We start from the raw sequence: 15,227 nt of genomic DNA, 5'->3' as shown, positions 1-15,227 counted from the left end.
CAACAGCCGCGAGAAGGAAGGCATCAAGGAACGCGTGAGCTTCCGCCTCGAACGCCTGGTCGCCGCCTGTGGCCGCAACATGAGCAGCGGCACCGGCGTGCTCGCCACCATCGGTTCCACCGCGCCGTTCGTCGGCCTGTTCGGCACCGTCTGGGGGATCATGAACAGCTTCATCGGCATCGCCAAGACCCAGACCACCAACCTCGCCGTCGTCGCCCCCGGCATCGCCGAAGCCCTGCTGGCGACCGCGCTCGGCCTGGTCGCGGCCATCCCGGCCGTGGTCATCTACAACGTCTTCGCCCGCTCCATTGCCGGCTACAAGGCCCAGGTGTCCGACGCCTCGGCAGAAGTCCTGCTGCTGGTCAGCCGCGACCTCGACCACCTGCCGCCCGAGCGCGGCTCGCAACCGCACATGGTGAAAGTGGGGTAATCGGCCATGGGCCTGCATTTGAAAGAAGGCGCAGACGACGATCTGGCCGAGAACCACGAAATCAACGTCACGCCGTTCATCGACGTGATGCTGGTGCTGCTGATCATCTTCATGGTCGCCGCCCCGCTCGCCACCGTGGACATCAAGGTTGATCTGCCGGCCTCGACGGCCAAGCCATCACCACGCCCGGAAAAACCGGTGTTCCTGAGCGTCAAGGCCGACCAGCGTCTGTTCCTCGGCGAAGACGAGGTCAAGACCGAAAGCCTCGGCGCGACCCTCGACGCCAAGACCCAGGGCAAGAAGGACACGACGATTTTCTTCCAGGCCGATAAGGGCGTGGACTACGGCGACCTGATGAACGTGATGGACGCCCTGCGCGCCGCCGGTTACTTGAAGGTCGGCCTGGTCGGACTCGAGACGGCGCGGCAGAAATGATCACGACGCGCCAAAAGCTGACGCGTTACAGCGGTAGCCTGGCCGTGGTGCTGGGCGTGCACGCGCTCGCCATCGCGCTGGCGCTGAACTGGACGTCCCGCCCGCCCATCGAGTTGCCTCCCCAGGCGATGATGGTCGAGCTGGCACCGGTTCCGGCACCGCCACCACCGGCACCGCCAAAAGTCGTCACACCGCCGCAACCTCCGGAGCCGGTCGAAGAGCTGCCGCTGCCGAAACTGGCCGAAGCACCGAAAGCCGAGATTGCCGTGCCCAAACCGGTCAAGCCCAAGCCGAAGCCCCAACCGCCCAAGCCCAAGCCGGTGGAAAAAAAACCGGAGCCGCCCAAGGAAGTACCGTCGGAGCAGAAGCCAAGCGACACTCCGCCCACCCCGGCACCGACCGAGAAATCCGCGCAACCGGCCCCCGGCCCGTCGCCCGCGCAATCGGCTGCCAAGGCCAATTGGCAAGGTACGCTGCTGGCGCACCTGGCCAAATACAAGAAATACCCGCCCAGGGCCCAGCAGATGAACAAGGAAGGCACGAACCGTCTGCGTTTCGTGGTGGATGCCGAAGGTAACGTGTTGTCGTTCGAACTGGTGGGCAGCTCCGGCACGGACTCCCTGGACCGCGCCACCCTGGAAATGATCCGCCGCGCCCAACCGCTGCCCAAGCCACCGGCCGATCTGCTGACCAACGGCACGGTCGAACTGACGGCACCGTTTGTGTACTCCATCGACAAGCGTCGGCGCTAGTCCCTCGCCACAATGCTTACAACCGACAAAAAGGCATCGAAAGATGCCTTTTTCATATCCAGCAACCACCCAACAGACATTGGACAGTGTCACACCACGCCCCCACTCTGATAACGTGCGTCTATCGATTGCAGCCGGTATGCTTGGCGCGCATCTTCATGGACGCTTGCTATGACCCTCACAGAATTACGCTACATCGTTACCCTCGCCCAAGAACAGCACTTCGGCCATGCCGCCGAGCGTTGCCACGTCAGTCAGCCGACGCTGTCGGTGGGCGTGAAGAAACTTGAAGACGAACTCGGTGTGCTGATTTTCGAGCGCAGCAAAAGCGCCGTGCGCCTGACTCCGGTCGGCGAAGGCATCGTTGCCCAGGCGCAGAAAGTCCTGGAACAGGCCCAAGGCATTCGCGAACTGGCCCAGGCCGGCAAGAACCAGCTGACCGCCCCGCTGAAAGTCGGCGCGATCTACACCGTCGGCCCGTACCTTTTCCCGCACCTTATTCCACAACTGCACCGGGTCGCCCCGCAGATGCCGTTGTACATCGAAGAAAACTTCACCCACGTGCTGCGCGACAAACTGCGCAACGGTGAGCTCGACGCGATCATCATCGCCCTGCCGTTCAACGAAGCCGACGTGCTGACCCTGCCGCTGTACGACGAGCCGTTCTACGTGTTGATGCCGGCCCAGCACCCGTGGACCAAAAAGGAGTCCATCGACGCCGGTCTGCTCAACGACAAGAGCCTGTTGCTGCTCGGTGAAGGCCACTGCTTCCGCGATCAGGTGCTCGAAGCCTGCCCGACCCTGACCAAGGGCAACGACGGCGCCAAGCACACTACGGTCGAGTCCAGCTCGCTGGAAACCATTCGCCACATGGTCGCGTCCGGCCTGGGCATCTCGATCCTGCCGTTGTCAGCGGTGGACAGCCATCACTACGCCCCCGGCGTGATCGAAGTGCGTCCGTTGTCCGCACCGGTACCATTCCGCACCGTGGCGATTGCCTGGCGCGCCAGCTTCCCGCGGCCCAAAGCTATCGAGATTCTCGCCGACTCCATTCGCCTGTGCTCGGTGGCCAAGCCTGCCGCGCCGGTTACGGCCGGTTAAACGAGTGTCATGACGGAGCTGTCGCAAGTGTCGGTGACGGCACTCAAGGGTGTCGGCGAAGCCATGGCCGAGAAACTGGCCAAGGTCGGCCTGGAGAATCTGCAGGACGTGCTGTTCCACCTGCCGCTGCGTTATCAGGATCGCACTCGCGTGGTGCCGATCGGCGCGTTGCGGCCGGGGCAGGACGCGGTGGTCGAAGGCACCGTCAGCGGCGCCGACGTGGTCATGGGCCGGCGCCGCAGCCTCGTGGTGCGTTTGCAGGACGGCACCGGCGGTCTCAGTCTGCGCTTCTACCATTTCAGCAACGCGCAGAAAGAAGGCCTCAAGCGTGGCACCCGGGTTCGCTGCTACGGCGAGGCCCGGCCCGGTGCTTCGGGGCTGGAGATCTACCACCCGGAATACCGCGCGATCACCGGCGACGAACCGCCGCCGGTGGATGAAACCCTGACCCCGGTCTACCCGCTCACCGAAGGTCTGACCCAACAGCGCCTGCGCCAGTTGTGCATGCAGACCCTGACGCTGCTCAAGCCGAGCACGCTGCCCGACTGGCTGCCGACCGAGCTCGCCCGCGACTATCAACTGGCGCCGCTGGCCGATGCGATCCGCTACCTGCACAACCCGCCCGCCGATGCCGACGTCGATGAACTCGCCCTCGGTCATCACTGGGCGCAGCATCGTCTGGCCTTCGAAGAATTGCTCACGCATCAACTGTCGCAACAACGTCTGCGCGAGAGCATGCGTTCGCTGCGCGCGCCGGCGATGCCGAAAGCCACGAAGCTGCCACCTGAATACCTGAAGAACCTCGGCTTCAACCCGACCGGCGCGCAACAGCGTGTCGGCAACGAAATCGCCTACGACCTCAGTCAGCATGAACCGATGCTGCGGCTGATTCAGGGCGACGTCGGCGCGGGCAAAACCGTTGTCGCGGCCCTCGCTGCGCTGCAAGCACTGGAGGCCGGCTACCAGGTCGCACTGATGGCGCCGACCGAGATTCTTGCCGAACAGCACTTCATCACCTTCAAGCGCTGGCTCGAACCGCTGGGTATTGAGGTCGCATGGCTGGCCGGCAAGCTCAAGGGCAAGAACCGCGTCGCCGCGCTGGAGCAGATCGCCAGCGGCACGCCGATGGTGGTCGGCACCCACGCGCTGTTCCAGGACGAAGTGCAGTTCAAGAACCTCGCGCTGGTGATCATCGACGAACAGCACCGCTTCGGTGTACAGCAGCGCCTGGCGCTACGGCAGAAAGGCGTCGGCGGGCGCATGTGCCCGCACCAGCTGATCATGACCGCCACGCCGATTCCGCGGACGCTGGCGATGAGTGCCTACGCCGACCTCGACACCTCGATCCTCGACGAACTGCCGCCCGGGCGAACCCCGGTCAACACCGTGCTGGTTACCGACACCCGCCGCGTCGAAGTCATCGAACGGGTACGCAGCGCCTGCGCCGAAGGTCGTCAGGCCTATTGGGTGTGCACGCTGATTGAAGAATCCGAAGAGCTGACCTGCCAGGCCGCCGAAACCACTTTCGAAGACCTCACCGCCGCCCTTGGCGAATTGAAGGTCGGGCTGATCCACGGGCGCATGAAACCGGTGGAGAAAGCTGCCGTCATGGCCGAGTTCAAGGCCGGCAACCTGCAACTGCTGGTGGCGACTACGGTGATCGAAGTCGGCGTCGACGTGCCCAACGCCAGCCTGATGATCATCGAAAACCCTGAGCGCCTCGGTCTTGCGCAGTTGCACCAGTTGCGCGGTCGTGTCGGCCGGGGCAGCGCGGCCAGTCACTGCGTGCTGCTTTACCATCCGCCGCTGTCGCAGATCGGTCGCCAGCGCCTGGGCATCATGCGCGAGACCAACGACGGTTTCGTCATCGCCGAAAAAGACCTCGAACTGCGCGGCCCCGGGGAAATGCTCGGTACGCGCCAGACCGGCCTGCTGCAATTCAAGGTTGCCGACCTGATGCGCGATGCCGACCTCCTGCCCGCCGTCCGCGACGCCGCGCAAGCCTTACTGGAGCGCTGGCCTACCCACGTCAGCCCGTTGCTCGACCGCTGGCTGCGGCATGGGCAGCAATACGGCCAAGTGTGAGCACGGTCGCAGTTTCTGACAGAACCTTGCGATCAAGCTGGTTATACTCCTGCCATTGTTTCAAAAACGGATACAGACCATGACTGAAGCCGCTCTCGCCCCCGAATCCCCGCACGCGCCATCTGTCATTCGGCTGTTGCTCGGCAAGCTGGGCATCGCCTACGAAGAAGTGCTCGAGCACCACGGCCTGAATGCCTCGCGCAAGGTCCAAGCCGTGTTGCTGGACGATGCCGTGGGCGCGCTGATGGTGCTGTTTGCGCAGAGCCAGTTGCTGGATCTCAATCGCCTCGCCGAACTGACTGGCCGCCGCCTGACCGCCGTGTCCACCGAGCGACTGGAAAAGATGCTCGGCAAACACAACCTGAGCCTGCTGCCGGGCCTGCCGGCGCTGACCAGTTCGCCGTGCCTCTACGAAGAAAGCCTGCTGCGCGAGCCGAAGTTGTTGATCAACTCCGGCGAACCGGGCCTGCTTCTGGAAATCACCAGCGAAGACTTCAAGACCATGCTCACCAAGGCCAGCGCCGCCAACTTCGGCGAAGCCCTGAGCAGCATCCGCCCCAACCTCGACCGCCCCGACGATGACCGCGAGGAAATCACCCAGGCTGTGCAGGCGTTCACCGCGCGGCGCATTCAGCAGCGTCTGGAATCGACCATCGAGATTCCGCCGCTGGCTGAAACCGCGCAAAAAATCATCAAATTGCGCGTTGATCCGAACGCCACCATCGACGACATCACCGGCGTGGTCGAAACCGACCCGGCGCTGGCCGCGCAAGTGGTGAGCTGGGCGGCGTCGCCGTACTACGCCTCGCCGGGCAAGATTCGTTCAGTAGAAGACGCAATCGTCCGCGTATTGGGCTTCGATCTGGTGATCAACCTGGCGCTTGGCCTGGCCCTCGGCAAGACCCTGAGCCTGCCCAAAGACCACCCACAACACACCACGCCGTACTGGCAGCAATCGATCTACACCGCCGCCGTCATCGAAGGCCTGACCCGCGCCATGCCGCGCGCTCAGCGCCCGGAAGCCGGCCTGACCTATCTAGCCGGTCTGCTGCACAACTTCGGTTATCTGCTGCTGGCCCACGTGTTCCCGCCGCACTTCTCGCTGATCTGCCGTCACCTGGAGGTCAACCCGCACCTGTGCCACAGCTACATCGAGCAACACCTGCTCGGTATCAGCCGCGAACAGATCGGCTCGTGGCTGATGCGCTACTGGGACATGCCGGATGAGCTGGCCACCGCCCTGCGCTTCCAGCACGACCCAAGCTACGACGGCGCCTATGCCGAATACCCGAACCTCGTCTGCCTGGCCGTGCGCCTGCTGCGCAGCCGCGGGATTGGCTCCGGCCCGGATGAAGATATTCCCGATGCGCTGCTGGAGCGTGTCGGTCTGACTCGCGACAAGGCCAACGACGTCGTCAGCAAAGTGCTTGAGGCTGAAGTCCTGCTGCGTGAACTGGCCTCGCAGTTCAGCCAGAGCTGAAAACTTCGCGAGCAAGCTTGCTCCCACATGGTTTCGGTGACCTTCTGTGGGAGCGAGCCTGCTCGCGAAGAATCCAACTCGGTCCAACTGGCTCAGTGAAACCCTTGTGGCGAGGGAGCTTGCTCCCTCGCCACAACAACCCTTCTACTCAAGCCTTGGGCTTGGCCTTCCTCGGCTTCAAATACTTCATCAATCCCTGAAACCACATCACCAGCGCCGGATTACCCTTGAGCTGGATCGACTTGTCCTGAATCCCCTGCATAAACGCCAACTGCTTGTTCTTCGCCTGCATCGTGGCAAAGCCATAACCGGCATCTTTAAACGCAATCGCAAACGCCGGCTCCGCCACCACGCCGGACTTGCTGGTGATGCGCTGACCCTTGACCACAAAATGCCGCGCCACTTTCCCATCCAGCGTCTGCAGCTGAAACACCAGATCCTTGTCGCCCAACTGCTGCTGGAACGCAGGATTTGTTCGGCTGGCCTTAGCCATCAACAGACCCATCATCCACAGAAGAAAACGAAATTTCATGCGCACAGCCTCAAAAGGAAAATGAACGGCCGGGGCAGTGTAAGGGATTCGAACGATAACACCAGTCTCTGCCGCTGTTGGAAGAGGATGCAGACCATTTCCCGCACGATGACCGCCAAGTCACGATTCCGCAAGCAACGTCCTACACCTGTTGAAACACATCCCTGTAGGAGCTGGCGAAGCCTGCGATCTTTTGATCTCCCGGCCCGCGGATGTATGGGAAATTTCCTGCGAAGTGCGGGGCGGTCCATGAACTAGGCGAGCTTGAAGATCACCGATAGGCTTCCTGCGTCATCGGGGTATTCGGTGAACGGATGTGCAAGTCCGAATTCGGGAGCAATTTCTTCTTACTCCAAGGGATTTACACCGATGACCAATTCAACTACCAGCACCGAGGACACCTCCCCCTACGAATCCTTCGATTCAAGAAAACTACATGAAGCCGCCGAACGCGCCCTCGATCACCACTTCGGCAAATCTGACCTCTCTCAGGCCCCTCGCCGTGAAGGCCTGTTCAGCCTGAACCAGGACATCGACGCCGAAGCCCTCTTGGCCAACGCCTCGGAAGACCTGCTGTCCATCAGCATCATCGCTGCGGATCTTGCGGACGACATAGACGGCTCACGCCGCCCGGTTGCACTGGCATTGAGCAGAATGGCGGACGGAGTGAGATTGATGGTGGAAGGGACGCTCGACCAGATTGAAGTGCGAAGCGTGGCGGCGAAGCCTTAGCGAGATTAGCGGATGAAAAAAGGGGACGTTGAGTCCCCTTTGCTGTTACTCGGCAATAACTACTAGCGAAAGTCTTCTGCACTTTTTGAACGTGCTTCCAAGCCGACCATCGCCGCGCGGCGGATGTACGCGTTACCACCCGCATTACAAGACTGTCGAAATACGACCTTGTCGCCCTTGAGTACAGAGAGATAACTCACGAACGCCTGATTAACGAGGTAGGTATAAGCGCCGCTTTTGAACTTGATGATGTTCAGGTTCACGCTGCCATCCGACGCATCCACAACGAAGAATTTGCCCTTGGGCGGCGAAGCTGTCTTCGGATAGACCATCTCTATTTTTCCCGGAACACCATATCGATACTGAACAGAACCGGCCGTGGGTTTGCTGTTCCCTTGCGCACAAATCGAAACCGTCTTGCCACCCTGCAGCGGGCAACTGAAGTAAATATCTTCGTCATCCGAGCACAACGTTCCCTCCTGCCCGCCCTGCAATGGCGCTGTTTCTTGCGAAACACGTTCTGCTGTTTGAGTGACATCGGCGCAATTGGACAAACACACCAGTTTCGAAAGATCCGGAACATCGCTTTCAGTAAACAGGTACGTCGCTGAACCGTCACGGATGCTGTCGTGGTAAACGGGAACACTGACGGCCAGCCCCTTGGCGGATACGGGCACTGCCTTGTCATTTCCTGAGACCACCCAGCCCTCAGCACCACCGCACAACGCCTCCAAGGCGACATCACTGAAGGGTTCTTTCGTTGGCACTGCGAACGACTTGGCATCACCTCGACAGTCGTAGCCGTGCCAGTAGGGCCCGGTTTTCAAATTGATGTCTATCGAGAAGATATAGGCGCCGTCGAGAACTACTGTCCCGTTTTTGTAGGTAAAAACCAGCCAACGGCGGGACTTTGCCTGGGAGTAGTTTTCGTTCTCCAGGATGTATCGCTCGCCATCTCGATACAGCCAGAAACCACTCATCGCTCCGGCCGATTCAGCCTCCTCGGAGAGACGGTGTCCGGATTTTGCGTCCACAAGAACGTTGTCTCTCAGCGCCAATGCGCAATTGCTGTCAGCGTCCATGCAGGACTTGAGGGACGGGAACATTGGCCCCGCTGCCACAGAGAAAGAGCACAGCAATAATGCGACCAAAGCTAATCTTCTCAACTCGCCTCCTGCTTATGATTCAACGGCCTGATTGAATATGAAAAAATGGGCGTTAAACCCCCTTCGTGATTATTCCGTGCCTCACCATTGGCAACCTGTTTCAGGTTTCGAATCCACGTTGTAATCGTTTTCAAACGAATACTTCTTTGCGGATCTGTAATTCGTATACGTCATCGCATCAACACGGCCACCCTGAGTGACCATCTGATACTCACCTGCCAGTGCGCCATCTACCACTTCAACCCAAGTCGTCGTGTACTAATAAGGGCGGCCATACGCAAGCTCTTCTTGCTCAGTGTTACGGTGAACCAGCCCGATAGCCTTCTTCGACTTGCTGTACTTGACGCTGGCACCGCTCCATTGGGCGACAGAGTCGTAATAAGCTCTGAACTCAAAATTGATGGGCTTGCCTTCGTAGGAGCGGAAGCAAAAAACCTCGGTCGTAACCTCGCTATGGGCCGCCATAGGAACGAAAGCGAACAACGCGAAAAACAATGCAGACGAAAATTTCAAACCGAATATTCCTTTAGCGGTTTATTGGTAACTGAAAGCGCATCCTCACCGCGCAGTTGCCGACGTCTTCACGCAACAGACGGCCAGCCATCTCACAGTGCCCATCTGCGTACTTCTTCCAAAGCGGATCATCGAGCTCATCCCCTCCCAACCGCTCGATTGCGGCGGCTAAATTTATCTCGCGATCCTTCCCTGCAATCGCAGATGCCGCTTTGTAAAAACCATCCAGCGGTAAGCCCGTCTGTAGAGCGATCAACTCTCCCAGCCGAGCATTGGTCGTCTGCACCAGACACCCAAGCCTCTCGATTGGCGCCTCGGCGCCCGGCAAAGTGGATTGACAAAGCTCCTCGCAAAACGACTCTTTGAAGCGCACCCAGTCCTTTTGCACATCTCTGAGATGGTTTTGCTCTGCAGGAGCCAGAGTCGACAGCGTTTTTTTGTATTGCTCGTTCAAGACGCCATCGACTTTCTTGTAGGTTTGCTGGCCGCAGGTGATCAAGTCCGGGTTGGAAAAACTGTCTGGGTTGCACCTCTCTGCCGCTATTGCCAGGGAAGAGGCTGCCAATAGCAAGCAGCCGAGAAGAATCGGGAATCCTTGCACGCTTTAACTCCTTCGTTGCCAATATACCAGTGCGCCGTTATTGCTGTGCTTTCTGGCGGTCGTGGACGTAGAGCCAGATAAGCGGCGGCAACAACACCAGCAACGCAAAACCATCTAGCCACACGTGTGACCAGACCTGTTGTTGCGCGGAGAGCCACATGTCCTGCGGCGCCCATAACAGGATGCCGGCGATCAACCATCCCCAGACTGCCGGCACTTTGAGGCGATTGCCCAGATGCACCAATGCGAGCATGTACAGCGAATAACTTTGCAGCGTCGCGCCGAACAGCGCGAGCCACCAGACTTGTTGTTCGTGGCCGGCGATAGGTACCGCATCGGTGCCCCAGAACGACAGTTCGAGGACTTGCAGGTAGCCATCGAGCAAGCCGGAGTCACCAGCCCAGGTCAGGGTAAGACCGGCGAGGATGTGGGTGAGCGCAGCGGCATATAGCCAAAGCACCAACGCTGGGCGAATCGAGGAAGAAGGGGCTGGCATTCCGTATCCTGAGCGCGTTCCTTGGGGGTGGGAAGTTTAAAGGAAAATCGGGGTCGTCAGATGCTCAAGCATTAAACGTTTTAGCGTGAGGAATTCAGAAAAAACTTGTGCAAAACCGCCTCAAATAGGCCGTCGACATTCAAATGCAGTGGCTGGCTTTGACCGGCGCCGTGGCTGACGATCCCAATCGCCCCACGTTGAAGAGGCCCAGCTGATCACCTTTGTCAGCCGCCATTTGATAACAGGCTAACGCTCGAGACATATCCTTCGTTCCCCACTCGCCTGCTTCAAAGGTAGAAGCCAGATAATTCATCGCGTCTGTGGAGCCCATGGTAATCGCTCGAATAACCTGCTCTTCAGCCTGCTTGGGATGAAGGCAAGGGCCGTTATAGTCGGTGGAGTTTCCTGAACAAAGAAACGCCGCATAGCCCAGCGCACCCTTTGGTATTTTCGAAGCCGCTTTGAACAAAGCCTCAACCTTAGGGGTTTCCAACTGAGATGCCATTTGCGAAAGACTCAGGCTCGCCGCCGACAGGCTCGCCTGTGCATCACCCGACTCTGCAGCACACACAAAATTTTCCAGCGACGCTTCAATCAGCTCCGCAGTCAGCCGGTATTGCTCAAGAGACCCCAGCCCACCCAACGCTTCTGCACGCTGATAACAAAAGTTTTCGGCGCGGCTCATTCCCGGGTTATCCGTTGCGACAAGATCCTTCTCGCTGACCGACCAATCCTCAATCCCCTCAAGCACCCAACATGCCTGACGAGAGAAGTTGAAGATCTTGATATTGCTGTTGCCGGCCCGTTTATCCACCACGTTGACGTGACTGTCATCAACCTCTTCAATCTCGACCCCAGGTGTCTTGCCGGGCGTGATTGCAGCCATCAGCGGATAGGTGAAGGTTGTTCCACTGACACCCGAGGTCGAAGGCTCAAAGGTACGTCGATCCTTCCCAGCTACCGGTTTCAACACCAGCGACTTGACCGTCATTGCAGTCAGACGGCGTTGCGATTCACTGTTGGCGGAAAACGCCGCAAGGAAAGGCGCGAACTCCCCCGAGGGGCAAGCGTCGCTGGTGGGAGCCGTCGAAGCGTTTTTGTCGGATGCAAGAGCAGGGGCGATCTTCTCCAGATACGCCGAGCGCTCGCGACTCATTCTGGCGATGCACGAGTTAACCGCGACCACATGCGCCGGCATCCCCGTTTCGATCTCAAATGCCTCCAAAGGGCAGTTCGCATCGCGCAACTTCAACCACGCTCGCTGCGACTCTTTAACCTTCGCAGCGTACTCCGCACCCAACGCCGGATCTGCTCGATAGTCAGACTCAAGTCGCGACATCAACTGCTTGTAGCTGACATTCAACTGCGCATCGGCAGCCCTTTTCGCCGCCTCCGAGCACGGCACCATTTCCAGACTTGAGGTGACATGGCTGCAGTCGTCCTGCGCATAGGCAGCTGAAGCCGGCAGCAATGCGGCCAGCAGGGTTAAAACGAAACGGTTCACTGTGTTCATCCTTGAGTGGTACAGGCTTTGCGGTTGGCGAATTAGGCAAAAACCATTTTTGCGCATAGTATTAAAGCGTCGCCTTTCCTTATTAAGTGAACCCCCCCCCGCAAACTATTGCTATTTAGTGCCATTGATTTTCTTGAAATAGGCCTTTATCAAACCTGCATTAACATATGAAAAATGTTGCTCCTCGCCTTCTTGATAACCTTCCATCCCGCTCAAATTCCTATCAAACCTGACAAGTTTATTCACAACCAGTTTATTGTCCGTACTTTTTTCATACCCATAAACCTGATAAAGGGTTCCGTATGTTCCAATTCCCCTACTGGTAATTTCCCAAGAGACTAAAACAAGCACGTTTTTCTTACCTTTTACAGGATAAAAGAAGATCGACTCGATTTTTGGATCTGACCCAGCCACATCGTACTTATCGACAAGACTCCTATTTTTTGCACCGTCGACTTCAACATCAAGAACCAAAGAAACCGGAAACTCCTCGCTCCTCGTCTGAAGGAATGATAACTCCCCACCTTTTATAACATCAGTTTTAAACGGCCCCTGTATCACCTGACCCTGAAGATAGTCGGCATCTTGAGCGCTACTGAGGTTTGCTAGAAGAGAAACCAAAGCAAATATGAAAAAACGGAGCATGAAAAATGACCTCTTAGTTAATATTCATGAGCGCAGCGAGTGCTTGAAATCTACTGTTCCTGTCTGCATATCCGTTCTGGCCGCCATTCACCATTTGCGTCACGTCGGCCACACTGCCTGTCTTGGCGACTTCGCACAACTTAGTGCCTCCCTGCCCAGTTTTGGTAAACCAGAAGACGAAAGCGGACTCAACACCGTATTCGGTCGAGGAGATCAACAGATCCGGATTTGCCACGAAATCCTGAATATCCGACGGGTTCCGCTGGTTATGCACATTGGTAAACCGTTGATACTCGGATTTTCCGGTTACCTGCAGCATTCCCCGGCCACGATATCGATAACCGTCTCGACTCGCCTCATTGCCATTCCCCATCCGATCCGCGTAAACGTAACTGGCAAGATTTTCAGCATTCATCGCGTAATGACTAGTTTCTGACCAAAGCTTGCTTCTCAACACACCAAAATCGCAGCTATCCGTTTGCTCATTATAGCCATTCACATTGTTATGCCGTCTGCAACCATAGGTTTTTTTCATTTGCCGGGCACTGTAATTCAATCCCTCTTCAATAATCCTGAATTGACTTTCATGGCCAACTTGGGAGAGAAAATGCGCAATTGCTTTGGGTTGCTCGAGCTTGTACGCCGCAGCATACTTATTGAGATACGGCAAAATATTCGAGTGATGTGTTTCAGCCCCTGCTGGGTTAGCGGCCCTAAGCATTTCCAAGGTGATCAGATCACGCGGTGCAGTGAAATTTCCAACAAGCGCAATCGGGTGAATATGCTGAACATTATTATCACTGGTAATTCCATATTTCCCGGCAAGCTCGTCCCACCAACTCAACTTCTTGATTCTTGCCTTTTCTTCAATCCATTCATTATGTGGCTCTGATTCACTATGGCCCATCAACTCATCCAGAGAATCCCATTTTTCTTGTTTGAATTGCCACTCGTTTTCATAGCGCGTAACCATCTGAGAAATCGGCTGTGCGAACCATGGTTTACTCAAAGCCTCTTTTATTTCCGAAGGCGTGAGCTTTTTATCACCGTTTCTGTCTAGAACTTTGTAAAGCTTTTGCTTTGTAGAACCTTCTTCGGCATTACCGATATTAGGCTGGTAGTTAGCTTGCTCTTCCTCACTAAGGCCTTCCTGTGCATGAAGAAACGCGGCCAAATGATCTACGTTGCTTCCAGCCTCATCTATAAAGCTGAAACCTTCCCACTCAAAAGGAGAATGGCGTGACAACGCAGTATCCGGCTCTGCAAACCACCCGCTAATTTCATTCCCCTCTGCATCACCAAGCAATCCATCCAGACGCCACCAAAGCGTGTAGGTGGTGGTTCCCCCCATAACAACAGGAACTTTGATCTTTTTTTCCGCTGGTAGCGCGTCCAACACTCCGACTGGGACAAAGAAGTCATATCCAACTTTTTTGTGGGGATCGGTCACCTTAGGAGGATTTGTTGCGCTCATTCCTTGCGTGTGAGTGACCAACACGCTGTCTTTTGGAATTTTTACGAGCGTTTTTCCAGCCGCAGGCAACCCCGCAGCTTTTTCTTTACTCAGTCCGGTAAATGCCTTTACGTCTTCGCAGCTAAACACCTCAACGTGCAATAAATTCTTCGGGGCCGAATCCGAATGGTTTTGATATTTCCCCACATGGCCGATCAGACTCCCCGCTGTAATCGGGAATGGAGTTGTCAGGATATGCACAGCGTCCTTTTCGGCAGGCTCACTTTTGGCTTCAAGTTGCCCCTCCCAGACATAACCGAGCACCTCAGCAGGAGCCAACGGTGGAACAGCATTCCCGCTGACAATTTCCAACAGTTTCTGGTATTTGCCTCGCGTCCCGTCGCTCCCGATCCTGACTTGTGTGCCGTGGGGCAAAATGGCTTTTGCAGCGCCTGACTGGCTCGCAGTAGCACGAACAACGAGACCTTTCTGAGGTGGATTCATTGGGTCTTTTGCAGCGGTACCAATGACGTAAGTATTGGGTGTCGAACCGGCTGTCATCTCCCTCTTGAATACCCAGCCTGTTCCGGGCTGGAGGTCGGTATTAGCGGGCGTGACGCTGACCACCTTAAGCCAGCCGTTTTCTTCTTCACCCGTCTCGACGATCGTACCGCGGCTCAAAACCGTTAACACGGTTGCGTACCCTGACTTGCCACGCGGTTCCTGACGAACACGCAAACCGAGGATTTCGTCGTCAGCCGACGCTTTGACTTGCAACGTACCCCCACCCCAAAAGGGTGGTCGCGACAATGCTGGAGTTTCTTCGTAGTTCTTCCACTGCAACAAATGCATGTAAAGACTGAAAAAGTTCAGGCTTGGACCAACCGCTGGCGGTGAAGCGGGCGATCCAGCAGGAGCTGGGGTTGCTGGTTGCACCGGCGCTTCCAATCGGTGTTTAACCAATACAAAACCGGTCGAAAACTCAGCCTCAGCCGTATCATAAGCGGATTTCGGGTACGTGCTGTCAATGCGATAAGCGACTACTTCACCGTCAGCGATGCATTTAACTTCCGCCAAGTCAGTTACCAAACCCGAGGCTTCATCGAAATGAACACCACCATGCCAAAGGCCATTGGCCCCCAATGGATAGAACCCATCTTTGGCATTGGCTAAAGCCTTATAAAACTGCTGCGGATCCGTCGCTCCTGCTGCCCCTACTTTCAGGGGATACGACCATTTTTCTACTTTCTTGGTTGTCTCTGTCATTACCAATTACCTGAATTCTGATCCCTG

Annotated in this window: 15 protein-coding genes; 7 read left to right on the top strand and 8 right to left on the bottom strand. The window is 57.0% G+C overall.

The features are described 5' to 3' along the window. From exbB to VNV36_RS07220, 6 genes are all read left to right on the top strand, one after another. The coding region (gene exbB, locus VNV36_RS07245) for a tonB-system energizer ExbB (protein ID WP_325717171.1) at positions 1-430 on the top strand (430 nt) is incomplete at its 5' end. A gap of 6 nt (positions 431-436) precedes the next feature. Beyond that, positions 437-865, top strand: a complete 429-nt coding sequence (gene exbD, locus VNV36_RS07240; protein ID WP_325717170.1) for a TonB system transport protein ExbD — start codon at positions 437-439, stop codon at positions 863-865. Beyond that, the gene (locus VNV36_RS07235) at positions 862-1,617 is read left to right on the top strand and encodes an energy transducer TonB (protein WP_325717169.1); all 756 of its coding nucleotides are present in this window, start codon (positions 862-864) and stop codon (positions 1,615-1,617) included. Before exbD ends, VNV36_RS07235 begins: the two co-directional genes overlap by 4 nt. Before the next feature lie 171 nt (positions 1,618-1,788). Next, positions 1,789-2,718 carry a hydrogen peroxide-inducible genes activator gene (locus tag VNV36_RS07230; protein ID WP_325717168.1) on the top strand — a complete coding sequence of 310 codons (930 nt, stop codon included), beginning with the start codon at positions 1,789-1,791 and terminating at the stop codon, positions 2,716-2,718. A 9-nt stretch (positions 2,719-2,727) separates the two neighbouring features. Further along, positions 2,728-4,803 (top strand): ATP-dependent DNA helicase RecG, encoded by a 2,076-nt coding sequence (gene recG / locus VNV36_RS07225; RefSeq protein WP_325717167.1) that lies wholly within the window; start codon positions 2,728-2,730, stop codon positions 4,801-4,803. A 79-nt stretch (positions 4,804-4,882) separates the two neighbouring features. After that, positions 4,883-6,283 (top strand): aminoacyl-tRNA deacylase and HDOD domain-containing protein, encoded by a 1,401-nt coding sequence (locus VNV36_RS07220; protein WP_325717166.1) that lies wholly within the window; start codon positions 4,883-4,885, stop codon positions 6,281-6,283. A gap of 148 nt (positions 6,284-6,431) precedes the next feature. On the opposite strand, the gene VNV36_RS07215 is transcribed toward VNV36_RS07220, so the two are convergent. After that, positions 6,432-6,815 (bottom strand): helicase, encoded by a 384-nt coding sequence (locus tag VNV36_RS07215; protein ID WP_325717165.1) that lies wholly within the window; start codon positions 6,813-6,815, stop codon positions 6,432-6,434. A gap of 369 nt (positions 6,816-7,184) precedes the next feature. Here VNV36_RS07215 and VNV36_RS07210 point away from each other — a divergent pair, with 369 nt between their 5' ends. Beyond that, positions 7,185-7,547 (top strand): DUF6124 family protein, encoded by a 363-nt coding sequence (locus VNV36_RS07210; protein WP_325717164.1) that lies wholly within the window; start codon positions 7,185-7,187, stop codon positions 7,545-7,547. A 62-nt stretch (positions 7,548-7,609) separates the two neighbouring features. On the opposite strand, the gene VNV36_RS07205 is transcribed toward VNV36_RS07210, so the two are convergent. The 7 genes from VNV36_RS07205 to VNV36_RS07175 form a co-directional block, all read right to left on the bottom strand. Continuing rightward, positions 7,610-8,629, bottom strand: coding sequence for a hypothetical protein (locus tag VNV36_RS07205; RefSeq protein ID WP_325717163.1), 1,020 nt, complete (start codon positions 8,627-8,629; stop codon positions 7,610-7,612). A 342-nt stretch (positions 8,630-8,971) separates the two neighbouring features. Then, positions 8,972-9,226 (bottom strand): hypothetical protein, encoded by a 255-nt coding sequence (locus VNV36_RS07200; protein ID WP_325717162.1) that lies wholly within the window; start codon positions 9,224-9,226, stop codon positions 8,972-8,974. 13 nt (positions 9,227-9,239) lie between these two features. Next, a complete protein-coding gene (locus tag VNV36_RS07195; RefSeq protein WP_325717161.1) occupies positions 9,240-9,827 on the bottom strand; it encodes a lysozyme inhibitor LprI family protein in 588 nt (195 codons plus the stop codon). A 37-nt stretch (positions 9,828-9,864) separates the two neighbouring features. Further along, the gene (locus tag VNV36_RS07190) at positions 9,865-10,323 is read right to left on the bottom strand and encodes a cell division protein (protein WP_325717160.1); all 459 of its coding nucleotides are present in this window, start codon (positions 10,321-10,323) and stop codon (positions 9,865-9,867) included. A 139-nt stretch (positions 10,324-10,462) separates the two neighbouring features. After that, entirely contained in the window at positions 10,463-11,827 is a 1,365-nt protein-coding gene (locus tag VNV36_RS07185) for a lysozyme inhibitor LprI family protein (RefSeq protein WP_325717159.1), read from the bottom strand. Between the two features lie 120 nt (positions 11,828-11,947). Continuing rightward, on the bottom strand, positions 11,948-12,481 hold the full coding sequence (locus tag VNV36_RS07180; RefSeq protein WP_325717158.1) for a hypothetical protein: 534 nt from the start codon (positions 12,479-12,481) through the stop codon (positions 11,948-11,950). A gap of 13 nt (positions 12,482-12,494) precedes the next feature. Then, entirely contained in the window at positions 12,495-15,200 is a 2,706-nt protein-coding gene (locus VNV36_RS07175; RefSeq protein WP_325717157.1) for a hypothetical protein, read from the bottom strand. Positions 15,201-15,227: the final 27 nt, after the last annotated feature.

Origin of the sequence: Pseudomonas sp. (assembly GCF_035554175.1) — a bacterium.
Lineage (GTDB): Bacteria > Pseudomonadota > Gammaproteobacteria > Pseudomonadales > Pseudomonadaceae > Aquipseudomonas.
The sequence above is the reverse complement of the archived record's forward strand: the minus strand, read 5'-3'. Positions and strand labels throughout refer to the sequence as shown.

Excerpts from the sequence above, each read along its gene's own strand:
- exbD (WP_325717170.1), top strand. The coding sequence starts at position 437 with ATGGGCCTGCATTTGAAAGAAGGCGCAGACGACGATCTGGCCGAGAAC.
- VNV36_RS07235 (WP_325717169.1), top strand. The coding sequence starts at position 862 with ATGATCACGACGCGCCAAAAGCTGACGCGTTACAGCGGTAGCCTGGCC.
- VNV36_RS07230 (WP_325717168.1), top strand. The coding sequence starts at position 1,789 with ATGACCCTCACAGAATTACGCTACATCGTTACCCTCGCCCAAGAACAG.
- recG (WP_325717167.1), top strand. The coding sequence starts at position 2,728 with ATGACGGAGCTGTCGCAAGTGTCGGTGACGGCACTCAAGGGTGTCGGC.
- VNV36_RS07220 (WP_325717166.1), top strand. The coding sequence starts at position 4,883 with ATGACTGAAGCCGCTCTCGCCCCCGAATCCCCGCACGCGCCATCTGTC.
- VNV36_RS07215 (WP_325717165.1), bottom strand. The coding sequence starts at position 6,815 with ATGAAATTTCGTTTTCTTCTGTGGATGATGGGTCTGTTGATGGCTAAG.
- VNV36_RS07210 (WP_325717164.1), top strand. The coding sequence starts at position 7,185 with ATGACCAATTCAACTACCAGCACCGAGGACACCTCCCCCTACGAATCC.
- VNV36_RS07205 (WP_325717163.1), bottom strand. The coding sequence starts at position 8,629 with ATGGACGCTGACAGCAATTGCGCATTGGCGCTGAGAGACAACGTTCTT.
- VNV36_RS07190 (WP_325717160.1), bottom strand. The coding sequence starts at position 10,323 with ATGCCAGCCCCTTCTTCCTCGATTCGCCCAGCGTTGGTGCTTTGGCTA.
- VNV36_RS07180 (WP_325717158.1), bottom strand. The coding sequence starts at position 12,481 with ATGCTCCGTTTTTTCATATTTGCTTTGGTTTCTCTTCTAGCAAACCTC.
- VNV36_RS07175 (WP_325717157.1), bottom strand. The coding sequence starts at position 15,200 with ATGACAGAGACAACCAAGAAAGTAGAAAAATGGTCGTATCCCCTGAAA.